The organism is Secundilactobacillus pentosiphilus, assembly GCF_002217985.1.
GTDB classification, from domain to species: domain Bacteria; phylum Bacillota; class Bacilli; order Lactobacillales; family Lactobacillaceae; genus Secundilactobacillus; species Secundilactobacillus pentosiphilus.
In genome coordinates, this window is sequence record NZ_BCMI01000037.1 from 1 (window position 1) to 14479 (window position 14479).

Below are 14479 nucleotides of genomic sequence, written 5' to 3' on the forward strand. Positions count from 1 at the left end.
CCCTGTTAAATATGCTTTAATAGCTATAATTTTAGTATCCCAGGAAATTTTAGTCATAGAAATACCCCCAAAGTTGTTTCCAACTTTGGGGGTACACGTCAGATAGTGGAGCCGGTGGGGCTCTTTTTTTGTTGGGTGCGGGTTTTGGCTTGCGGCTTATTGCGGTGGGTTTTTATGGAAGAACGGGATGTGGTGGCTACGGCTTGGTGCTGGCCACTGGAAGGTCATACATAGTTAGTATTATGTGCTTAATTTGACAATCGACTGGGTTTGTCTCCACTTTGGGGTTATGGGCGTTTGAGGGGAACATGTGTGCTAGAATGGTGAGTGGGCTTGACGGTGGTACCTGCCTCTCACAATCGTAAGCTTCTGCAAGAATGTATTGCACGACTATCATCCACGTGAATTAATACTTAATGGTTTGGCCATATAGATTGGAGTGCCCCCCTTTGGAAAACCTCAACGCTCGAAGAGATAACATCGCTGATAACTGGCTAAAGTTCATCGGCAATAACAGTTCGTTTATAGTGGTGAGTGAAAATAAACTACGGGTAAACACGCCCTTTTCTGACTCCTTTGGTGATCAAATCTCACTCATGATTTTGCTGAACGATAATGTTTATACGGTAACCGATCAGGGTTATACCTTATGGAATTTACAAACGCACGGTGTCAACTTGCCAGATAAGAAATCTCAGGACTTTAAAAATCTGACGTCGATTCTCAATAAAAGCAATGCCGAACTCACCGACAACAACGAGGTTCAAGTGAAAGGTAACCAAGACGAGTTACCACAAATTATTAACGACTTAGCGCAAACACTTATTCTAATTTCCGGTTTGATTTACTTAGCTTAAGTAGTGAACAAAAATGAAAGGATGACCTGTCATGAAGCCAATGAAGGAACAAACTAAGATCACCCAGTGGGGAAACTCAAAGGCTGTCCGTATCCCTGACAATGTGGTCGAACAGCTCAACCTGAAGAATGACGATGAGCTTTCGGTTACGATTGAAAATGGCGCAATCGTGCTAACGCCGTTGGCAAAAAAGCCGACTAATATTCACGAGTTGTTTGATGGCTGGATTGATGATGGTGTGAGAGATGCTGAGGTTGATTGGGGTGCGCCTATGGGGAATGAATTTAGAGAATAAAACACGGGAGCATCCGTTGATGGATACTCCCGTTTGGATTTGCTATTTTTTGTATAACCATTGGTACGAAGACCAACCGCCTTTAGCGTAGTGGTACTTAATGCCTATCTTCTTGCTGGACTTCTTGTATATTTTCATGCGATTAGCACCGCGATAGTGAAAATGGGCGCTCTTCTTTGTCGGAATGAGGTAATAAGTGTGGGCACTCAGTTTGCGGTAACGTGCTGGATAATTAAACGTATTGATTGGATTGATGGAGGCATAGCCACCTGACGGCTTGTGCCACCCGTGACTGGTTTTCACCATGGCATAATTGCTATTGTAGTATTTTGTAAAATGAAAGACATAGTAGGCGCCCATGTCAGCGGACGTTTTCCAGTAGCCACGAATTACTGAAGGATTGCCATTGTGATATGTTGCCGCTTTTGCCGGCTGACTACCCACTGCCAAGGTACCGGCAACGGCTAGACTGCCTATGATTAAACTTAGTTTTCTCATGGTTCAATTTCCCCCTAGATTATTAGTTTACTTATTACGTGATTAGTATGGGATTACTGAGGGAAAATTGCAACTGGGTCCGAATCATTACGTTGTTTAGAGTCAGCAGGATTGGTGAGTTGTCCCCTTTTTTGAAAAGTTGATTTGATTCATAAAAAGGCGGCTTCTAAACGGGCTCCTTTCTGATTCACATATTTGCATCATCCTAACTTTTATAATCATGCAATATTTAATACACTACTTTAACCAAATAAATTATCATGGCTGCCTGTATCAGTAAGAACTAACTTTAGTCTATCGCCCTCAATGTAATAAATTAACAACCAGTTTGATTCAATATGAATTTCATCAAATCCACTCCAGATTCCTTTGAGCTTATGATGCTTCATACCTTGTAATTTACCGTGGTCATCATCAACAATCGCTTGAATAGCGTCTGATAATTTTCCAATATTGTAGTGTTTCTTTTTTAATTTCTTAGCTGCTTTTAGAAATTTCGTAGTTGCCTCAATCTTCATTGATATAGTCTTCCAATTCTTTAACAGAGTTGAAACTCGTCAAATTATGATTGTGTAAAGCATCCTCGCGTGCTTGTTTAACATCATCAGGAATCAAAGAAAGTCTATCCAGTGGTAATGATTTCGTCCTTACTGTTTGAGTTAAGAAGATATTAATTGCCGTACTTAAATCAAGCCCAAGTTCCGCATAAATTTTCTGAGCTTCCTCTTTAGTACTCTTATCTACGCGAATACTTAGTCGAGCATTTTTACTTTCTACTTTTGTCATATCATCACCTCACAAATTATATTAGTACATTATGCACCCGTTGTACATCAAAGCACACCCAAAAATTAAAAATAGCTTTAGGTACAATTCAATACCTAGTGTGCTGACCGTCCTTTTGGTTTAATCATAAATTAAAAGCAATACACATTTCACGTATACCAAACCGAGATTGCCAATACAATCAGGTTTTTTCCTCGGTGACACAAATAACCCGGTAATCACCGATGCGATAACGCGAAAGTCCGCTTAGATTTGCATTTTGGCTCTTCTCTTCCACACTCTAATCTTCAGGGTGTTGAGCTATGACTGAGTTTTATCCATTCATCCCAGATGTTTCATCACATCTTTGAAAAATTTCAGCTTATAAATCATTATCTATCCTGGCAAATTTAAGAAAGCCTTCCTCCAATAAGTACGCTTCTTTACCAACAATTAAAAAAGCCTTCCAACCTGTCTGGGTCAGAAGACGTCATTTTTACAACGATACTTTAATATTTTAATCATTATGTTGCTTTCTCTGTGCATCGGCCTTAGCAAGCCGATGCTTTTTGCGCTCATTCTGCCAAAGCAGGACAAAGAAGATTGCACTGCTGATGCCCCAAGCAATGCCCGTTATTAGTGATAGCCAAAGTGGGTGGAAAAAGATGGTAACTATCACAAATATAAAGGCAACTGAATTAAATCTTTCATTGATCCTGTTCCATTTGTCGTATGGTGCAACCCATACCTTTGCGGTTTTCATTAGTAATCCTCAGCTTTCAGAGATTGAGCGGTTGGCTTAATCTTTATTCTACTAACAGTTTACAATACACACCTCGTCTATGTCCAACAGGGATTGCCAGTACGACCAACTGCTACACCGCACCTTTACCTATAGGTCATCATCCGCCCCGCCAAACTGACGGAGAACTTCTGCCATTGAATAGTTCTCCTTGCCACTTCCTTGATAGCGTTTAAGGGCGACCTTGGCAGCCAGCTGATCACATTTGTCTTCCAGTTGTTCCATCGAGTATTTCTTAATCAAGTCAGATAGTGTGATGCCGTAGAAATCTGCCATGTCCTGCAGCCATTTCTTTTCGGAATCACTGACGTGAACTGGAATTATTGCCATGAGTGGTCGTCCCCTTTCTGTGTTTTATCATGATTACTTGTGATAATGAATTCGTACTACTGTGAGGTGCATACTGTAGGTTAAAAACATCAGAAAAACGGACCTACACTTTTGGTCAAAAATCACACTGAATGTTGCAACAATACATATATTACCAAAACTGATATCATTACGATAGTGGTGAACTAGAAACACTTGAAGGGGCCAATTAAGTTCTTGATGGAGGTATTTTTTATGAAAAGGTACTTAAAAAGATTGTTAGTACTGACTGCATCTTTTGCCGCTTTCTTGTTACTAACAAGTTGTTCTTCCGATAAGCCTGCTAAAAAGCCGGCTCCTAAAGAAATTTGGCCATCTAAACAAACAAATGCTAAAGCTCTGAAAATCAGCAATTCTCTTGATGAACTTGATTTTAGCTTACGCGTTCAAAAATATAGGTATGTTCGTTATTCGGATGTTCTTAATTTCAAACACCCCACAAAATACACAGGGGTTGCCATGAACCTTTCAGGAACTGTCTTCCAGATAGAAAAGCTACCAAATAGTAATAAGTCTGTGTATTTCATAGACGGTTCCGGCCAGAAAACAAAGACTTACCTCGTCGCTACAAAAACAAACAAGCATATTAGAACAGACGATTATGTAGTTTTCGGTACAATAATTTCCGGACCAGTTAAATATAACACGAGGCACCACAAGCAAGTAAGTGCCATAGCTGGGTATGCTAAATCAGATGAAGTTAAAAATGCTGGCAAAATGGGTGATTAAAAATAGTGAATTTAAAATGACACCTTCAATTCAGAATTGAAGGTGTCATTTTAATTAAGCCTTAAAGTTGGATCCTGCTAACCTCATTTCAGATGATACTATTTAGTAGCAAAATAAGGATGCTTCAGTTATACTTAAAGTAAATTAATGAACACACGGTGAACCCATGAACGAAAATGAAGCACTCAAATTAGTCAAACACCTAGTTAATATCAACCAGTTCACTATTACTAAGCGACGACAATCAGCTGCGTACCCAGTAACTAATGCTTTAGCAAAAGTAATCATTAACCAGTTGAATATCAAGGATTTTGTTCGATATGATGCGGATAGAAGCGCCAAGTACGCCGGTGAATTTGTTTGGATATTCGAAACCGATTTTGAAGAGGTATATTATATCAAATTTAAATTCACAAATGACAATAAACATGTCAAATTCATCTCGTTTCATCCAAGCAAGTATCAATAAAGGAGGAAAGCGCAATGAAAAATACAACTAACACCTATATAAAGGATTACACGAATACGTTCGTAATCAAGGGACATTCCTATACTGTCACTGCGCCCGCTCGATTTGATTCTAAAACTAATGAATTACTTGACGATTTTGAACTAGATGATCGAGCTGCTGAGAAAGCCAACGAAATGTATCGAGAAGAATTTAATCTCCTCTCACCCAAAGAAATTAAAGACTTTAGAAATCGGTTAACACTAAGTCAACGTGACTTCGCAAAGTTAATCGGCGTTAGTCCCAACACAATTGCACTCTATGAAGCTGGTGCTTTCCCAACTACGGCACATAATCGTCTATTAAAATCACTTATGTATGATGACCGAAACCTGAAGGACTACATCACTGTTGATCAACATCAAATACCTTCTGATATTCAGAATAAAGTAAAAGAAGCACTCAATTCAAAATCAAATTCCAAAAAAGTATTCACTCAATTTATACCTGGATTCTCAAAATACAGTTCCCTTCAATTAGCTAACTGGTTTCGTATAAAAAACTTTCATGATAGTTTAAAAGATGAGAACGTTGAAGAACTTACCCAGATGAAAGTCGTTAAACTGCTCTACTTTGCTTTTGGACGATATGCTACACAAACTGGAAAAAAATTATTTACCTCACCGATTATTGCTATGCAACACGGTCCCGTTGTTGAAGAAGTTCATCAAAAGTTTTCAGGCAATAGAGGAATTATAGGAGAAACGGGTCAGAAACTTGATGACACAGCATATAATGATTACGAATTAATAGAAAATGATCCTGAAATTTCCAGAGTTTTAATGGAAATCGAGAATGATTATGGAGATAAAACTGCGGTTGCACTAAGAAATATTACGCATCAACCAGGTTCTCCTTGGAGTCAAACATCACAAGGATATCCAATAGACGAAACTCTGATTTTAAGAGTTTTTGGAAATCAGCATGAAATGTGAATAAGCTGATTAACCACGATAAATCATTGAATTTGGCTTGACTTGAAAGGAAGCAAAATTTATGAAACTTGACCACGACTGTGTTAGAGATCTGCTTTTACTTCTTGAAAAAGTACCATTTGAAGATGGAGATTATTTTGACTTAGATGCTATCATTAATTCTTCTAATATAACTAATATAACTGACCTGTATTCTGTTGACACAATTCATTATGCTTTCGTTGAACTTGTTGATGCAGGATACGTAGATGGAGATACTGTTGGTCAAAATCCTATAACGTATGGATTTATCAAAATTACTTTTGAAGGACATAAATTTTTGGATAACATTCGTGATGAATCAGTTTGGAAACAAACTAAGCAGACCATAATCTCTAAGATTGGGTCTGCATCATTAAATATTATCAGTTCGGTAGCTTCTAAAGTTATTTCTGACCGTCTTAATCTTTAAATTTTAATTCTGTGCAAGGAAATCCTTCCAATAGATTTTTTTGGAACTTAAACTTTAATCATCGTATAGTAAGTATTGCTGAAACCAATAAATCACTGCTAAATGTTAGCTATTAATAAGGCTGGTCAGAATTCGGAGAAGTCCTGATTGGCCTTTTTTTATGGGATTTTTGAGGGGAAAATAACTGTTCTACTGTACGATCATTCGCCATGATGTGGGGTTATTTCTACCTTTTTAGTACCAAGAAATGCACGTTTAATCAAGGTCGAACTCACTTTTTCAAAGACAGGTTCATCCATACCACCTAGCTGAATAGCTCTAATGTAGATGTCACGAAGATTGTTCGTTGGTTTAATATTTTTGATCGTAATATACCGATTTTCAGGATTAGTAGATGTAAAGACAATTTTTTTGTAATCTAACACCTCTAGCGGACGCAGATTGTGAGAAGTAAAGATCAGTAACCCCTTTGCGTTTTCAGCAATAACATCGACAATCTCACCTAGTAAATATTCGAAAATACCAGCATCTAGTTCATCAATGATGGCAATCGCCCGCGGGGTATTGTAGACGTTAATCAATGTACTTAGTATGGAAACAATTTTTTTGATACCATCAGACTCATATCGTAGCGGATACTTTTTCCCGTCACGTTTAGCCATTAACTCAACAACGTCCATTTCCTTTTGTTCTTTAGTAACCACCGTATCTTTTTTCACCAATTCTATGGTAAGCTGCGGAATCAATATCGGCAGCATTTGATTGATCTGCTTGAATATTTTTTGACTGAACTTGTAGATACTTGGCTCAATTTCGTGTTTACCATCCATTGGAACTTCCGTCATGCCAAAACCGCCTTCAACAGAAAAACTGAGCGGTAAACTAATATCAGAGTAAATTTGACCTGAAATTTTGCTTGAATAAATGGATAAATTTAACGCGAAAGTATTAAAGATTTCCTGTACATAGTGTAATTCGGAGCCGAATATCGTTTCATCTTGAACAATTGCGACCATCTGATTATTGAAAAACAGTGAATCACCCTTGGGTTTTACAATACCGCTAACGATTCCAAGTTTGATTTGATTCTTTGACTTAGCAACCTTGCTTTCAACACTTTTAGTCAAATCTAGCAGTGGCAGATCAATCGATGAACTTAATTTAGCACCCTGATTGTAGTGAAAAAGTAGTCGCGTTTTCGCGCGTGGAGCGTTGCGCTTATAGTAAATTTTTTCATCGTCAATCCATAGTTTTGACTGCTTCGTGCTAAAGGACACTTGATAAGTCACATCAGCTTTCTCACCAGCAATGACAACAGATATAGTTGACACATTTCCTTCTCCAAGCGGAACTAGATCTACTAGACTATGGTATAAATTCTCAGATTTCGGAACTACTGACGCTTCAATGATCGTTTTTACCAACGTCATTGCGTCAACAAAGGTTGTTTTACCTGAACCATTAGCTCCATATATCCCCACCGTATTCAGTGGCTGGTCTTTATTCGTGAAGTTGATCTTGCCATATTTCACGTTTTTGACATTTTCAATCGTGACTTCTTGGAGATGATAATGAAGATCGTAATAGCTAACTTTTGTTTTCATTTTAACTCCCCATTTAGTATATTTTATACTGATCATTGGCTTTAGTATACAAAATGTATCTGTTGATTACAAGGATTGCGCAATAAGTTGATGAATTTATATCATTGCCGTCTGCACAGTAAATACGTGCTTGCTGTCCCTTTTCTTTAACTTTTTCATCAAAAAATAAAAGGCACTTAGAATATTCGTTCATTCTAAGCGCCCCTTGAAGTGTATTTTTCTTGTCAATGTCACTCTTGTTCATCTTCGTAGGTGTTCAGAGCCCCATATAAGTCAGCACCAACACTCGCCCAATCTTGTTTCAGAGCCTCATAAGAGCCTCATAGTCTGACTCAAGGTCATTATCAGAGATGTCATAACTATCCATGGTTGATCCTAAATCTAGAACACGGGCAGCACCTCTTATAAATGATGGCTCTGCAAACAATGTATTTATGTATTTCATATTATCTTATCCCTTCCTTGATACTGCGTTATTTAAAATTTCTAGATTCAAATCCTTCTTAGAGTACAGATGGATATAAACCTTAATTGGCAATGGACGTAAATACTTTTCCATTAAAGGCTTAACCTCATTTTCCCAATCAAGACCGCCATTTCCCGTTCCTAACTGAGGAAAGGAAATCGATTCAATACCTCGTTCTTGATACGTTTCAACGAATTTCTTTAGACCTGCTTCTATATATTCTATTTTTGATTTGTTACGCCAGTTCTTTTTGGTAGGGAAGTTAAGAATCCATTTTGTAGGGGTCTTATACAACCAAAGCTTACCGACCGTCAGATCACCAGTTTCACAAAAATGCCGATATTCTTTAAACATATCTGGGTACAATTTTTTAAATTGAAGCGCAATCCCTTTTCCCATTGCGCCGACAGTATTAACCGTGTTAACTAATACTTGCGCGGAACTGTCAAAAAGGCTTGTTTGTACGTAAATTAGCATTTTGTACCTCCCTTCAAAGCAAATCGTTTTGTTATTATAATAGTACGATATTTCAATCCGTTGCACAATCAATACCCAGTCACTGCTTTACTTTAATAATACATACGGCGTGACACGCCACATAGTTCATCTCATTCGCGCTTAAAAGCGTTTATCCGTAATTATCAATTTACAAAGCCATTTCACCACTTCTAATTTAGCAAAACGCCGATTTGCTAAATTAGAACCACTTTTTGTTCGGTCTATTTGAGGATTTTCGCAAAAAGCGAAATACACAGCAAAAAAGCAGCTGAATATCGCCTAAAAGACAATAATAGCTGCTTACAAATTTATTAGTCTCAGTTTTGTCACCTTTTACTAACACTGTGATTTACCTTTACTTTCCCCCTCAACTGAGCTATCTTTGCATGGAAATCGAGAAGACAACAACTGGCAAAACGGAGGAACCCCTCATGAAAAAGGTCTGGATCGCATCACCGACATTTATTCTACTGGCAATGGTGCTGGTTGGCGCAGTTGTCACCGGCATCCGTCCGCATTTACGCAACAACCTGCTGGGGTTTGGCGCAATGGGGCTGATCGGCTATTCTTTCGTGGCCGTCTTTGTGTATGGTATTGCGCTAATAGCGCACGGCCAACCTAGCAAACTGTCGGAAATGCCGCTGGGCAGAAAACTCCTATTGGGTTATTTAACTGCCGTTTGGGCGATTACGATGGCGGTCGTGATTTTCTTTGTGGCGCGAAACTAAGACGATCATTTACCAAACACTAAAAGCGCGTCGCAGTCGTTAGTAATTTAACGATTGTGACGCGCTTACTTATCAATTCAGTATTCAATTACTTCTAAACTAACGCCTAACCAGCACTGTCACAATTTAATTGGTGCCGTCGCGAACTTTTGCTCCAACGCGTTGATGTCATCCAAGCCGATGAAGTGGTTAAACTGCGGGAAAGTCACCATGTGATCAAGCTGGAGCTTAGTGGTCCCCAGTTCAACCATATCCTTCAGCAACTTTTCCGTAGCGTAGGTGGATGTGTAGATCAAAACGTTCGGGTGAACGGCAATCGAGAAGCCCATCTCATGGATTTCTTCGTTGGAAAGCAACGGGGTCTTGCCGTTTTCAATCATGTTGGCCATGACGGGAACGTCTGGGAAGCTGTCGGCCACCTTTTGTAGGTCGGCTTTAGTCTTAGGTGCTTCCACGAAGACTAAGTCCGCGCCAGCTTTGTGATATTGCCGGGTACGCTCGATGGCGTCGTCCAGACCGGTAACCGCGTAGGCATCCGTCCGTGACATAATCAAGAAATCATCGTGCTGCCGGGCGTTCACTGCGGCGTGAATCTTGCTGACCATGGCATCTTCTGAGATGACAGTCTTGCCGTCCATGTGACCGCACCGTTTAGGCCAGGTCTGGTCTTCAATGAACAGTCCGGCGGCCCCCATATTTTCGTAGACGTGCACCAGCCGGTCGATGTTTTGTTCGTCGCCGTAACCGGTATCGGCATCGACAAACACCGGAATATCTACGGCATTGACAATTTCACGGGCGGTTTCACTCATGAGGCCAAAGTCGGCGATTCCGCGGTCGGGCTGGGCTAATTTTCCGGCAGAGGTCGCGTACCCCGCTTGGAAAATTGCCTTGAAGCCGGTTCGTTCGGCAATCTTGGCACTCAGCGCGTCCGGTGCAACCACCATGTTGACCAGATCACCACTGAAACACATCTGTTTAAACGCTTGACGCATTCTAGCTGCTTTTGTCATCGATTACACCTCCGCTTTCGTCAAAAATTGCTGTACTGCCCGCTTCTCGGCTGCCTGTCTCGCTTCTGAAAGCGCGCCGGTGTAAAAGACGGCCTTAAATCCCTGGCTGGCCACATCTTGGTCGGCGGTAAACGTGTCCCGGACGGTATTGACCACTAAGCCGAAGGACGCGCTGTGCGCTAAGTCGGCAACCGCTGCGAACTGGTCCTGGCTCACGTGGCCCACCAGCACGCAATCGGCTAACTGATTTTCTTGGAGGTATTGCAGCCGCTTGCGCAAGCCATCTGCTTGGTAGAACTGAACCCCGTCTAACTCAGCGAAGAGCATCGTTTCGGGATCCTCGAAGGAAGCTTTGGCCGCCTTGAGTTTCGCCACGAAGTCACTAAATTCGATCATGGTCACTTCATCCTGAGCGGTATGGGCCGGGAAAATCTGGTCATTTAACACTACACCCGCTGCGCCTGATCGTTCCAGATCCTGCGCCACGAAGTACGTTGTCAGCTGATTACCGAACCCGGATTGCGCGTCCACGACCACCGGAAAGTGGCCACGTTCCTTCACGTGTCTCAGTTCAGCTGATAACTCTGAGGGCGAGATCAGCCCTTCATTCGTTGCCCCCAGTTCGGCGCGAACCACGTCGTAGCCGTTCAGGTACGCGGCCGGATAACCGCTTTGTTCAACGGTATCAGTGGATTGCGCATCCATCGTGCCAACGACGGTCGTCATTGACGCTTGAGCAAATGTCTCTTTTAATTGCATATGTAAAACCTCCCAAATTAAATGCTATGTATTACTTAAAGCTGATGCCAGAAGCATCAATGTCAATTACAATTATTCAACTAATCACGTCTGATGAATAACTGATTAAAATGATAATCGAATTTTAACAAACAAGAAAGGTCACTCTTCTACCCCCAGTGGGTAAAAAAATGACCTAACGGGTAAATTGCTGTAAATGGCCCCAGTCCTGTTTGGTGATCGGCGTGTTGATCACGATCACCGGTTTCGCTGTTTCGATGGCAAAGTTGGTGATCAAGAGGTCACACGGTTCGTCGTCGCTCACCAGGACCACGTGATACTTATCTTTCAGGTAGTCACGCAGCTGTTTGAGCAGCCACTCCCGGTAGCTGGGCGTCGCATCGATCATCAGTTGTATCTTTAACGTGGGATTGAGTGGTGTTGTATCGAAATAGGTTAAGACCACCGTGACATACTGGGCTGACAGGTACGTTAAGTTGTCAAAAACCGGGTTCCCGGTGGCACGTAACTTCATTAATACCTGACTCACTGCTTCAATGACCCAGGGTCGTTTGGTGACCAGCTTATCCGCGATGCCAGCGCGATCCAAGAGCAGCCCGCCCACGGTAAAGATCAGGGTATAGGTGTGCAAAACGTTCAAAGAACTCAGTAGCCGCGCTTTTTGAGTCTCATCATGAAGCTGTCCAAACCGTGCTTGGAGTTCATTAAGTGCCAGGTCGCTGCCCCTTGCGACCACCCCGGTGGGTTTCAACGCGTCGGGTGTCAAATAGTGGGTAAAGAATAGTAGACAATAGTCAAAAAACTCATTTTCATCGGCCATCTGTGCGTCAAAAATTCCGGGTAGCTCGGTGATGGGCTGCTGGCGGATGGTGGCCTGCGTCACGACCTGTGGCAGCTTGATCAAAGCCCCCACACGCTGGCGCTGCTGACAGATCACCAGCCAATAGCTTAATTGCTGGCGGGTAATGTCGTCTAAGTAAATCCCCAGCTGATCCGTCCACTGGGTAAGCTGTCGCACGATTTCCTGCTGGTCCACGTGGTCAAACGGCCACTCAAACCGCGAATAAGTCTCCCAATATACCCGGTAGTAACACAGCCGGATCATGGCTTCGGGACCGACTAGAACATTGTTAGCTGGTGAATATCGCAAACCGTACAGCGCCACGTGGGTCTGCATTTTCTTAACATGACGCTTCGCCGTAGAAAGGCTGCTAAAATACTTTTCGGAGAAGTCCCCCAGTGAATCGGCCGTCTGTTCAAACGTCGACCGGATCAGCTTGGTCATCAACGACTCCTTCGTTAAAAACGACATTACCCGGTCCAGGTTCACCTTGGCACTGCGCTGCAGCGACACGCCGTTGGCATCAACTGAAAGTTGCAGGTCACTGGCCTTAAAGTGAGCAGTGATCAGCGTTTCAAGTTCGTCCAGATGGGTGGTCACTGTGTGCCGATCGACCCCCAGATCAGCCGCGATTTTGAAAATCAGGTTACTGCCCGGGTGATTATCCAGGTAGCGGATCAGTTTGACATTGATCGTGTCTCGAACCATGAATGGCTGCATCTTGACGTCCCCCTACTCGTTTAAAATGATAAAACGATTAAATTTATCTTGTATTTATTAAAATAAACTTTTATACTGACAATTGTCAATTACAATACTTAAGTTTCATTTTAGCGTTAAAACTATCTGCTATACAGCTTTAACCGACTGTTTCACGACATCATAATTCAACTAATCACGTCAATTCACTATATTAGGAGGAATTACTATGTCCGAATCCATTGCTTCACCAGTTGCCGTACCAAACGAAGGTACCGCGACAATGCTAATACATAAAATGAACACGGTTCAAACCACTAAAACTTTTCGGCGGATCTTTTACCTGGCCGCCATCGGCCTGTTTCTGGATGCCATGGATATTTACCTGGCCAGCGGCTCGCTGAACAGTTTTAAAACCAGTGGCTTTTCAACCACCATGCAAACTTCGATTTTCCTATCGGCAGGATTTCTGGGCCTGTTTTTAGGCTCACTTTTTGCCAGCGTCATTGGTGATTCAAAGGGCCGCATGAAGGCGTTTCAATCGAACTTGCTGTTGTTTGGTCTCGCCACTTTTATCGGTGCCTTCTCGCCCAACATGGTGTTTTTGATTGTCACCCGTTTTATCGCTGAGATTGGTCTGGGTGCTGAAATGGTCACCAGCTTTTCGATTATTAACGAATTCGCACCCGTTGCTTCTCGTGGTAAGTGGTGCACGTTGGCGTCTTGCTTGGCCAACATCGGCGCGCCGGTTGCCATGCTGCTGTGCCTCTTCGTGATCCCCCATTTTTCATGGCGCGGCATGTTTTTCATCAGTGGCGCTTTGGCCGTTGTCTTCAGTTATTTCCGCCACGATTTACCTGAATCTCCCCGCTGGAATATCCAGCACCATCGCTTTGATGAAGCAGCCAAAACGATCAATCAGCTTTTCTCTGAGATGAAAGCTGAAAATAAGCAGCCTGCAGAATATACCAGTACCAAGAAGAGCACCGGTCACTCAAACCAGCACCTGCTTCGTAACAGCTTCGTTGCCATCAGTCTCGCTATGGCAGCTATGGTTTGTCAGTATACTTTCACTTCTTGGGTGCCTACTCTTCTAGTTAGCCAAGGGGTGACTGCTTCCAACTCACTTATTTACACCACGGTCATGATGGTCGGCGCCCCCATCGGTGCCTTCATCGGCTCCGTGCTCGTTGAGCGGATCGGCCGCAAGATGAACATTATCGTCGCGTTTTGCTTGGTTGCCGTTTTGGGTGTGGTTTACGCTCACTTGAACAATGGCACAGCGGTCGTCGTTACCGGATTCCTGCTGACCATCTGCTTCTATATTTTGAACGCCACTATTATTGGTGTATACATCACGGAACTATTTTCTACTAAATACCGGTTCCGCGGCGCCGGTACTGCTAACGGGTTAGGTAAACTCGCTAACTTTGGGATGCCCTACCTGGTCGTTACCCTGTTGCAAGTAGCCGATGCCAGTGCCGTTATCTACGTCATCGCCGGTGTTGCAGCCATTGCTGCGGTGATTACTGCGGTATTTGGACCTGAAACAAGAGGTGAACGCGTTAATTAGTCATGTTAATTTTAAAGGGCTAAGGTCACTGATTGGTGTGACGTGTACCCAAAAAGTTGGAACTAAATAGTTTTATTCTTCTAGGCAAC

The 14479-nt window shown here is 42.2% G+C and carries 18 protein-coding genes; 8 read left to right on the top strand and 10 right to left on the bottom strand.

Features of this window, described 5'->3' with window-relative positions; genetic code table 11:
• The first annotated feature begins 449 nt into the window (after nucleotides 1-449).
• Both CES81_RS12200 and CES81_RS12205 read left to right on the top strand, forming a co-directional pair.
• The gene (locus CES81_RS12200) at nucleotides 450-857 is read left to right on the top strand and encodes a DUF1828 domain-containing protein (RefSeq protein WP_180949810.1); all 408 of its coding nucleotides are present in this window, start codon (nucleotides 450-452) and stop codon (nucleotides 855-857) included.
• A gap of 31 nt (nucleotides 858-888) precedes the next feature.
• Nucleotides 889-1152, top strand: coding sequence for an AbrB/MazE/SpoVT family DNA-binding domain-containing protein (locus tag CES81_RS12205; RefSeq protein ID WP_089122006.1), 264 nt, complete (start codon nucleotides 889-891; stop codon nucleotides 1150-1152).
• 42 nt (nucleotides 1153-1194) lie between these two features.
• Here the strand turns inward: CES81_RS12205 and CES81_RS12210 are convergent, their stop codons facing one another.
• The 5 genes from CES81_RS12210 to relB form a co-directional block, all read right to left on the bottom strand.
• Nucleotides 1195-1650, bottom strand: coding sequence for a hypothetical protein (locus tag CES81_RS12210; protein WP_089122007.1), 456 nt, complete (start codon nucleotides 1648-1650; stop codon nucleotides 1195-1197).
• Between the two features lie 242 nt (nucleotides 1651-1892).
• Nucleotides 1893-2168, bottom strand: coding sequence for a type II toxin-antitoxin system mRNA interferase toxin, RelE/StbE family (locus CES81_RS12215; protein WP_089122008.1), 276 nt, complete (start codon nucleotides 2166-2168; stop codon nucleotides 1893-1895).
• Nucleotides 2158-2436: a type II toxin-antitoxin system RelB/DinJ family antitoxin gene (locus tag CES81_RS12220; protein ID WP_089122009.1), complete on the bottom strand. Its 279-nt coding sequence runs from the start codon at nucleotides 2434-2436 to the stop codon at nucleotides 2158-2160. The genes CES81_RS12215 and CES81_RS12220 overlap by 11 nt, the downstream gene beginning before the upstream one ends.
• Nucleotides 2437-2932: 496 nt before the next feature.
• Nucleotides 2933-3178 carry a hypothetical protein gene (locus CES81_RS12225; RefSeq protein ID WP_089122010.1) on the bottom strand — a complete coding sequence of 82 codons (246 nt, stop codon included), beginning with the start codon at nucleotides 3176-3178 and terminating at the stop codon, nucleotides 2933-2935.
• A 129-nt stretch (nucleotides 3179-3307) separates the two neighbouring features.
• The gene (gene relB / locus CES81_RS12230) at nucleotides 3308-3547 is read right to left on the bottom strand and encodes a type II toxin-antitoxin system RelB family antitoxin (protein ID WP_089122011.1); all 240 of its coding nucleotides are present in this window, start codon (nucleotides 3545-3547) and stop codon (nucleotides 3308-3310) included.
• Between the two features lie 234 nt (nucleotides 3548-3781).
• On the opposite strand from relB, the gene CES81_RS12235 reads away from it, so the two are divergent.
• The 4 genes from CES81_RS12235 to CES81_RS12250 all read left to right on the top strand — a co-directional run bounded on the left by CES81_RS12235 (nucleotide 3782) and on the right by CES81_RS12250 (nucleotide 6209).
• Nucleotides 3782-4315 carry a hypothetical protein gene (locus tag CES81_RS12235; RefSeq protein WP_089122012.1) on the top strand — a complete coding sequence of 178 codons (534 nt, stop codon included), beginning with the start codon at nucleotides 3782-3784 and terminating at the stop codon, nucleotides 4313-4315.
• Between the two features lie 166 nt (nucleotides 4316-4481).
• Complete coding sequence (locus CES81_RS13795; protein WP_089122013.1) at nucleotides 4482-4784, top strand: type II toxin-antitoxin system MqsR family toxin; 303 nt, start codon at nucleotides 4482-4484, stop codon at nucleotides 4782-4784.
• A 14-nt stretch (nucleotides 4785-4798) separates the two neighbouring features.
• Nucleotides 4799-5758, top strand: coding sequence for a type II toxin-antitoxin system antitoxin SocA domain-containing protein (locus tag CES81_RS12245; RefSeq protein WP_180949811.1), 960 nt, complete (start codon nucleotides 4799-4801; stop codon nucleotides 5756-5758).
• 61 nt (nucleotides 5759-5819) lie between these two features.
• Nucleotides 5820-6209, top strand: a complete 390-nt coding sequence (locus tag CES81_RS12250; protein ID WP_089122014.1) for a DUF2513 domain-containing protein — start codon at nucleotides 5820-5822, stop codon at nucleotides 6207-6209.
• A 200-nt stretch (nucleotides 6210-6409) separates the two neighbouring features.
• Here CES81_RS12250 and CES81_RS12255 read toward each other — a convergent pair whose 3' ends face one another.
• Together CES81_RS12255 and CES81_RS12265 are read right to left on the bottom strand one after the other, a co-directional pair.
• Nucleotides 6410-7813 (bottom strand): AAA family ATPase, encoded by a 1404-nt coding sequence (locus tag CES81_RS12255; RefSeq protein WP_180949812.1) that lies wholly within the window; start codon nucleotides 7811-7813, stop codon nucleotides 6410-6412.
• 451 nt (nucleotides 7814-8264) lie between these two features.
• Nucleotides 8265-8756, bottom strand: a complete 492-nt coding sequence (locus tag CES81_RS12265) for a macro domain-containing protein (RefSeq protein WP_089122017.1) — start codon at nucleotides 8754-8756, stop codon at nucleotides 8265-8267.
• 452 nt (nucleotides 8757-9208) lie between these two features.
• On the opposite strand from CES81_RS12265, the gene CES81_RS12270 reads away from it, so the two are divergent.
• The gene (locus tag CES81_RS12270; RefSeq protein ID WP_089122018.1) at nucleotides 9209-9505 is read left to right on the top strand and encodes a LasU family protein; all 297 of its coding nucleotides are present in this window, start codon (nucleotides 9209-9211) and stop codon (nucleotides 9503-9505) included.
• A gap of 119 nt (nucleotides 9506-9624) precedes the next feature.
• On the opposite strand, the gene CES81_RS12275 is transcribed toward CES81_RS12270, so the two are convergent.
• From CES81_RS12275 to CES81_RS12285, 3 genes are all read right to left on the bottom strand, one after another.
• Nucleotides 9625-10518: an isocitrate lyase/PEP mutase family protein gene (locus CES81_RS12275; RefSeq protein ID WP_089122019.1), complete on the bottom strand. Its 894-nt coding sequence runs from the start codon at nucleotides 10516-10518 to the stop codon at nucleotides 9625-9627.
• 3 nt (nucleotides 10519-10521) lie between these two features.
• Nucleotides 10522-11277: an isocitrate lyase/phosphoenolpyruvate mutase family protein gene (locus CES81_RS12280; protein WP_089122020.1), complete on the bottom strand. Its 756-nt coding sequence runs from the start codon at nucleotides 11275-11277 to the stop codon at nucleotides 10522-10524.
• A 175-nt stretch (nucleotides 11278-11452) separates the two neighbouring features.
• Entirely contained in the window at nucleotides 11453-12838 is a 1386-nt protein-coding gene (locus tag CES81_RS12285) for an AcpB/EbpR/MafR family transcriptional regulator (RefSeq protein ID WP_089122021.1), read from the bottom strand.
• A 208-nt stretch (nucleotides 12839-13046) separates the two neighbouring features.
• Here CES81_RS12285 and CES81_RS12290 point away from each other — a divergent pair, with 208 nt between their 5' ends.
• A complete protein-coding gene (locus tag CES81_RS12290) occupies nucleotides 13047-14390 on the top strand; it encodes an MFS transporter (protein ID WP_089122022.1) in 1344 nt (447 codons plus the stop codon).
• Nucleotides 14391-14479 lie beyond the last annotated feature (89 nt).

What these genes read in the sequence shown, in the direction of transcription:
- CES81_RS12255 (WP_180949812.1), bottom strand. Translation starts at nt 7,813, where the DNA reads ATGAAAACAAAAGTTAGCTATTACGATCTTCATTATCATCTCCAAGAA.
- CES81_RS12245 (WP_180949811.1), top strand. Translation starts at nt 4,799, where the DNA reads ATGAAAAATACAACTAACACCTATATAAAGGATTACACGAATACGTTC.
- relB (WP_089122011.1), bottom strand. Translation starts at nt 3,547, where the DNA reads ATGGCAATAATTCCAGTTCACGTCAGTGATTCCGAAAAGAAATGGCTG.
- CES81_RS12275 (WP_089122019.1), bottom strand. Translation starts at nt 10,518, where the DNA reads ATGACAAAAGCAGCTAGAATGCGTCAAGCGTTTAAACAGATGTGTTTC.
- CES81_RS12235 (WP_089122012.1), top strand. Translation starts at nt 3,782, where the DNA reads ATGAAAAGGTACTTAAAAAGATTGTTAGTACTGACTGCATCTTTTGCC.
- CES81_RS12210 (WP_089122007.1), bottom strand. Translation starts at nt 1,650, where the DNA reads ATGAGAAAACTAAGTTTAATCATAGGCAGTCTAGCCGTTGCCGGTACC.
- CES81_RS13795 (WP_089122013.1), top strand. Translation starts at nt 4,482, where the DNA reads ATGAACGAAAATGAAGCACTCAAATTAGTCAAACACCTAGTTAATATC.
- CES81_RS12220 (WP_089122009.1), bottom strand. Translation starts at nt 2,436, where the DNA reads ATGACAAAAGTAGAAAGTAAAAATGCTCGACTAAGTATTCGCGTAGAT.
- CES81_RS12285 (WP_089122021.1), bottom strand. Translation starts at nt 12,838, where the DNA reads ATGCAGCCATTCATGGTTCGAGACACGATCAATGTCAAACTGATCCGC.
- CES81_RS12205 (WP_089122006.1), top strand. Translation starts at nt 889, where the DNA reads ATGAAGCCAATGAAGGAACAAACTAAGATCACCCAGTGGGGAAACTCA.
- CES81_RS12225 (WP_089122010.1), bottom strand. Translation starts at nt 3,178, where the DNA reads ATGAAAACCGCAAAGGTATGGGTTGCACCATACGACAAATGGAACAGG.
- CES81_RS12265 (WP_089122017.1), bottom strand. Translation starts at nt 8,756, where the DNA reads ATGCTAATTTACGTACAAACAAGCCTTTTTGACAGTTCCGCGCAAGTA.
- CES81_RS12270 (WP_089122018.1), top strand. Translation starts at nt 9,209, where the DNA reads ATGAAAAAGGTCTGGATCGCATCACCGACATTTATTCTACTGGCAATG.
- CES81_RS12290 (WP_089122022.1), top strand. Translation starts at nt 13,047, where the DNA reads ATGTCCGAATCCATTGCTTCACCAGTTGCCGTACCAAACGAAGGTACC.
- CES81_RS12280 (WP_089122020.1), bottom strand. Translation starts at nt 11,277, where the DNA reads ATGCAATTAAAAGAGACATTTGCTCAAGCGTCAATGACGACCGTCGTT.
- CES81_RS12250 (WP_089122014.1), top strand. Translation starts at nt 5,820, where the DNA reads ATGAAACTTGACCACGACTGTGTTAGAGATCTGCTTTTACTTCTTGAA.
- CES81_RS12215 (WP_089122008.1), bottom strand. Translation starts at nt 2,168, where the DNA reads ATGAAGATTGAGGCAACTACGAAATTTCTAAAAGCAGCTAAGAAATTA.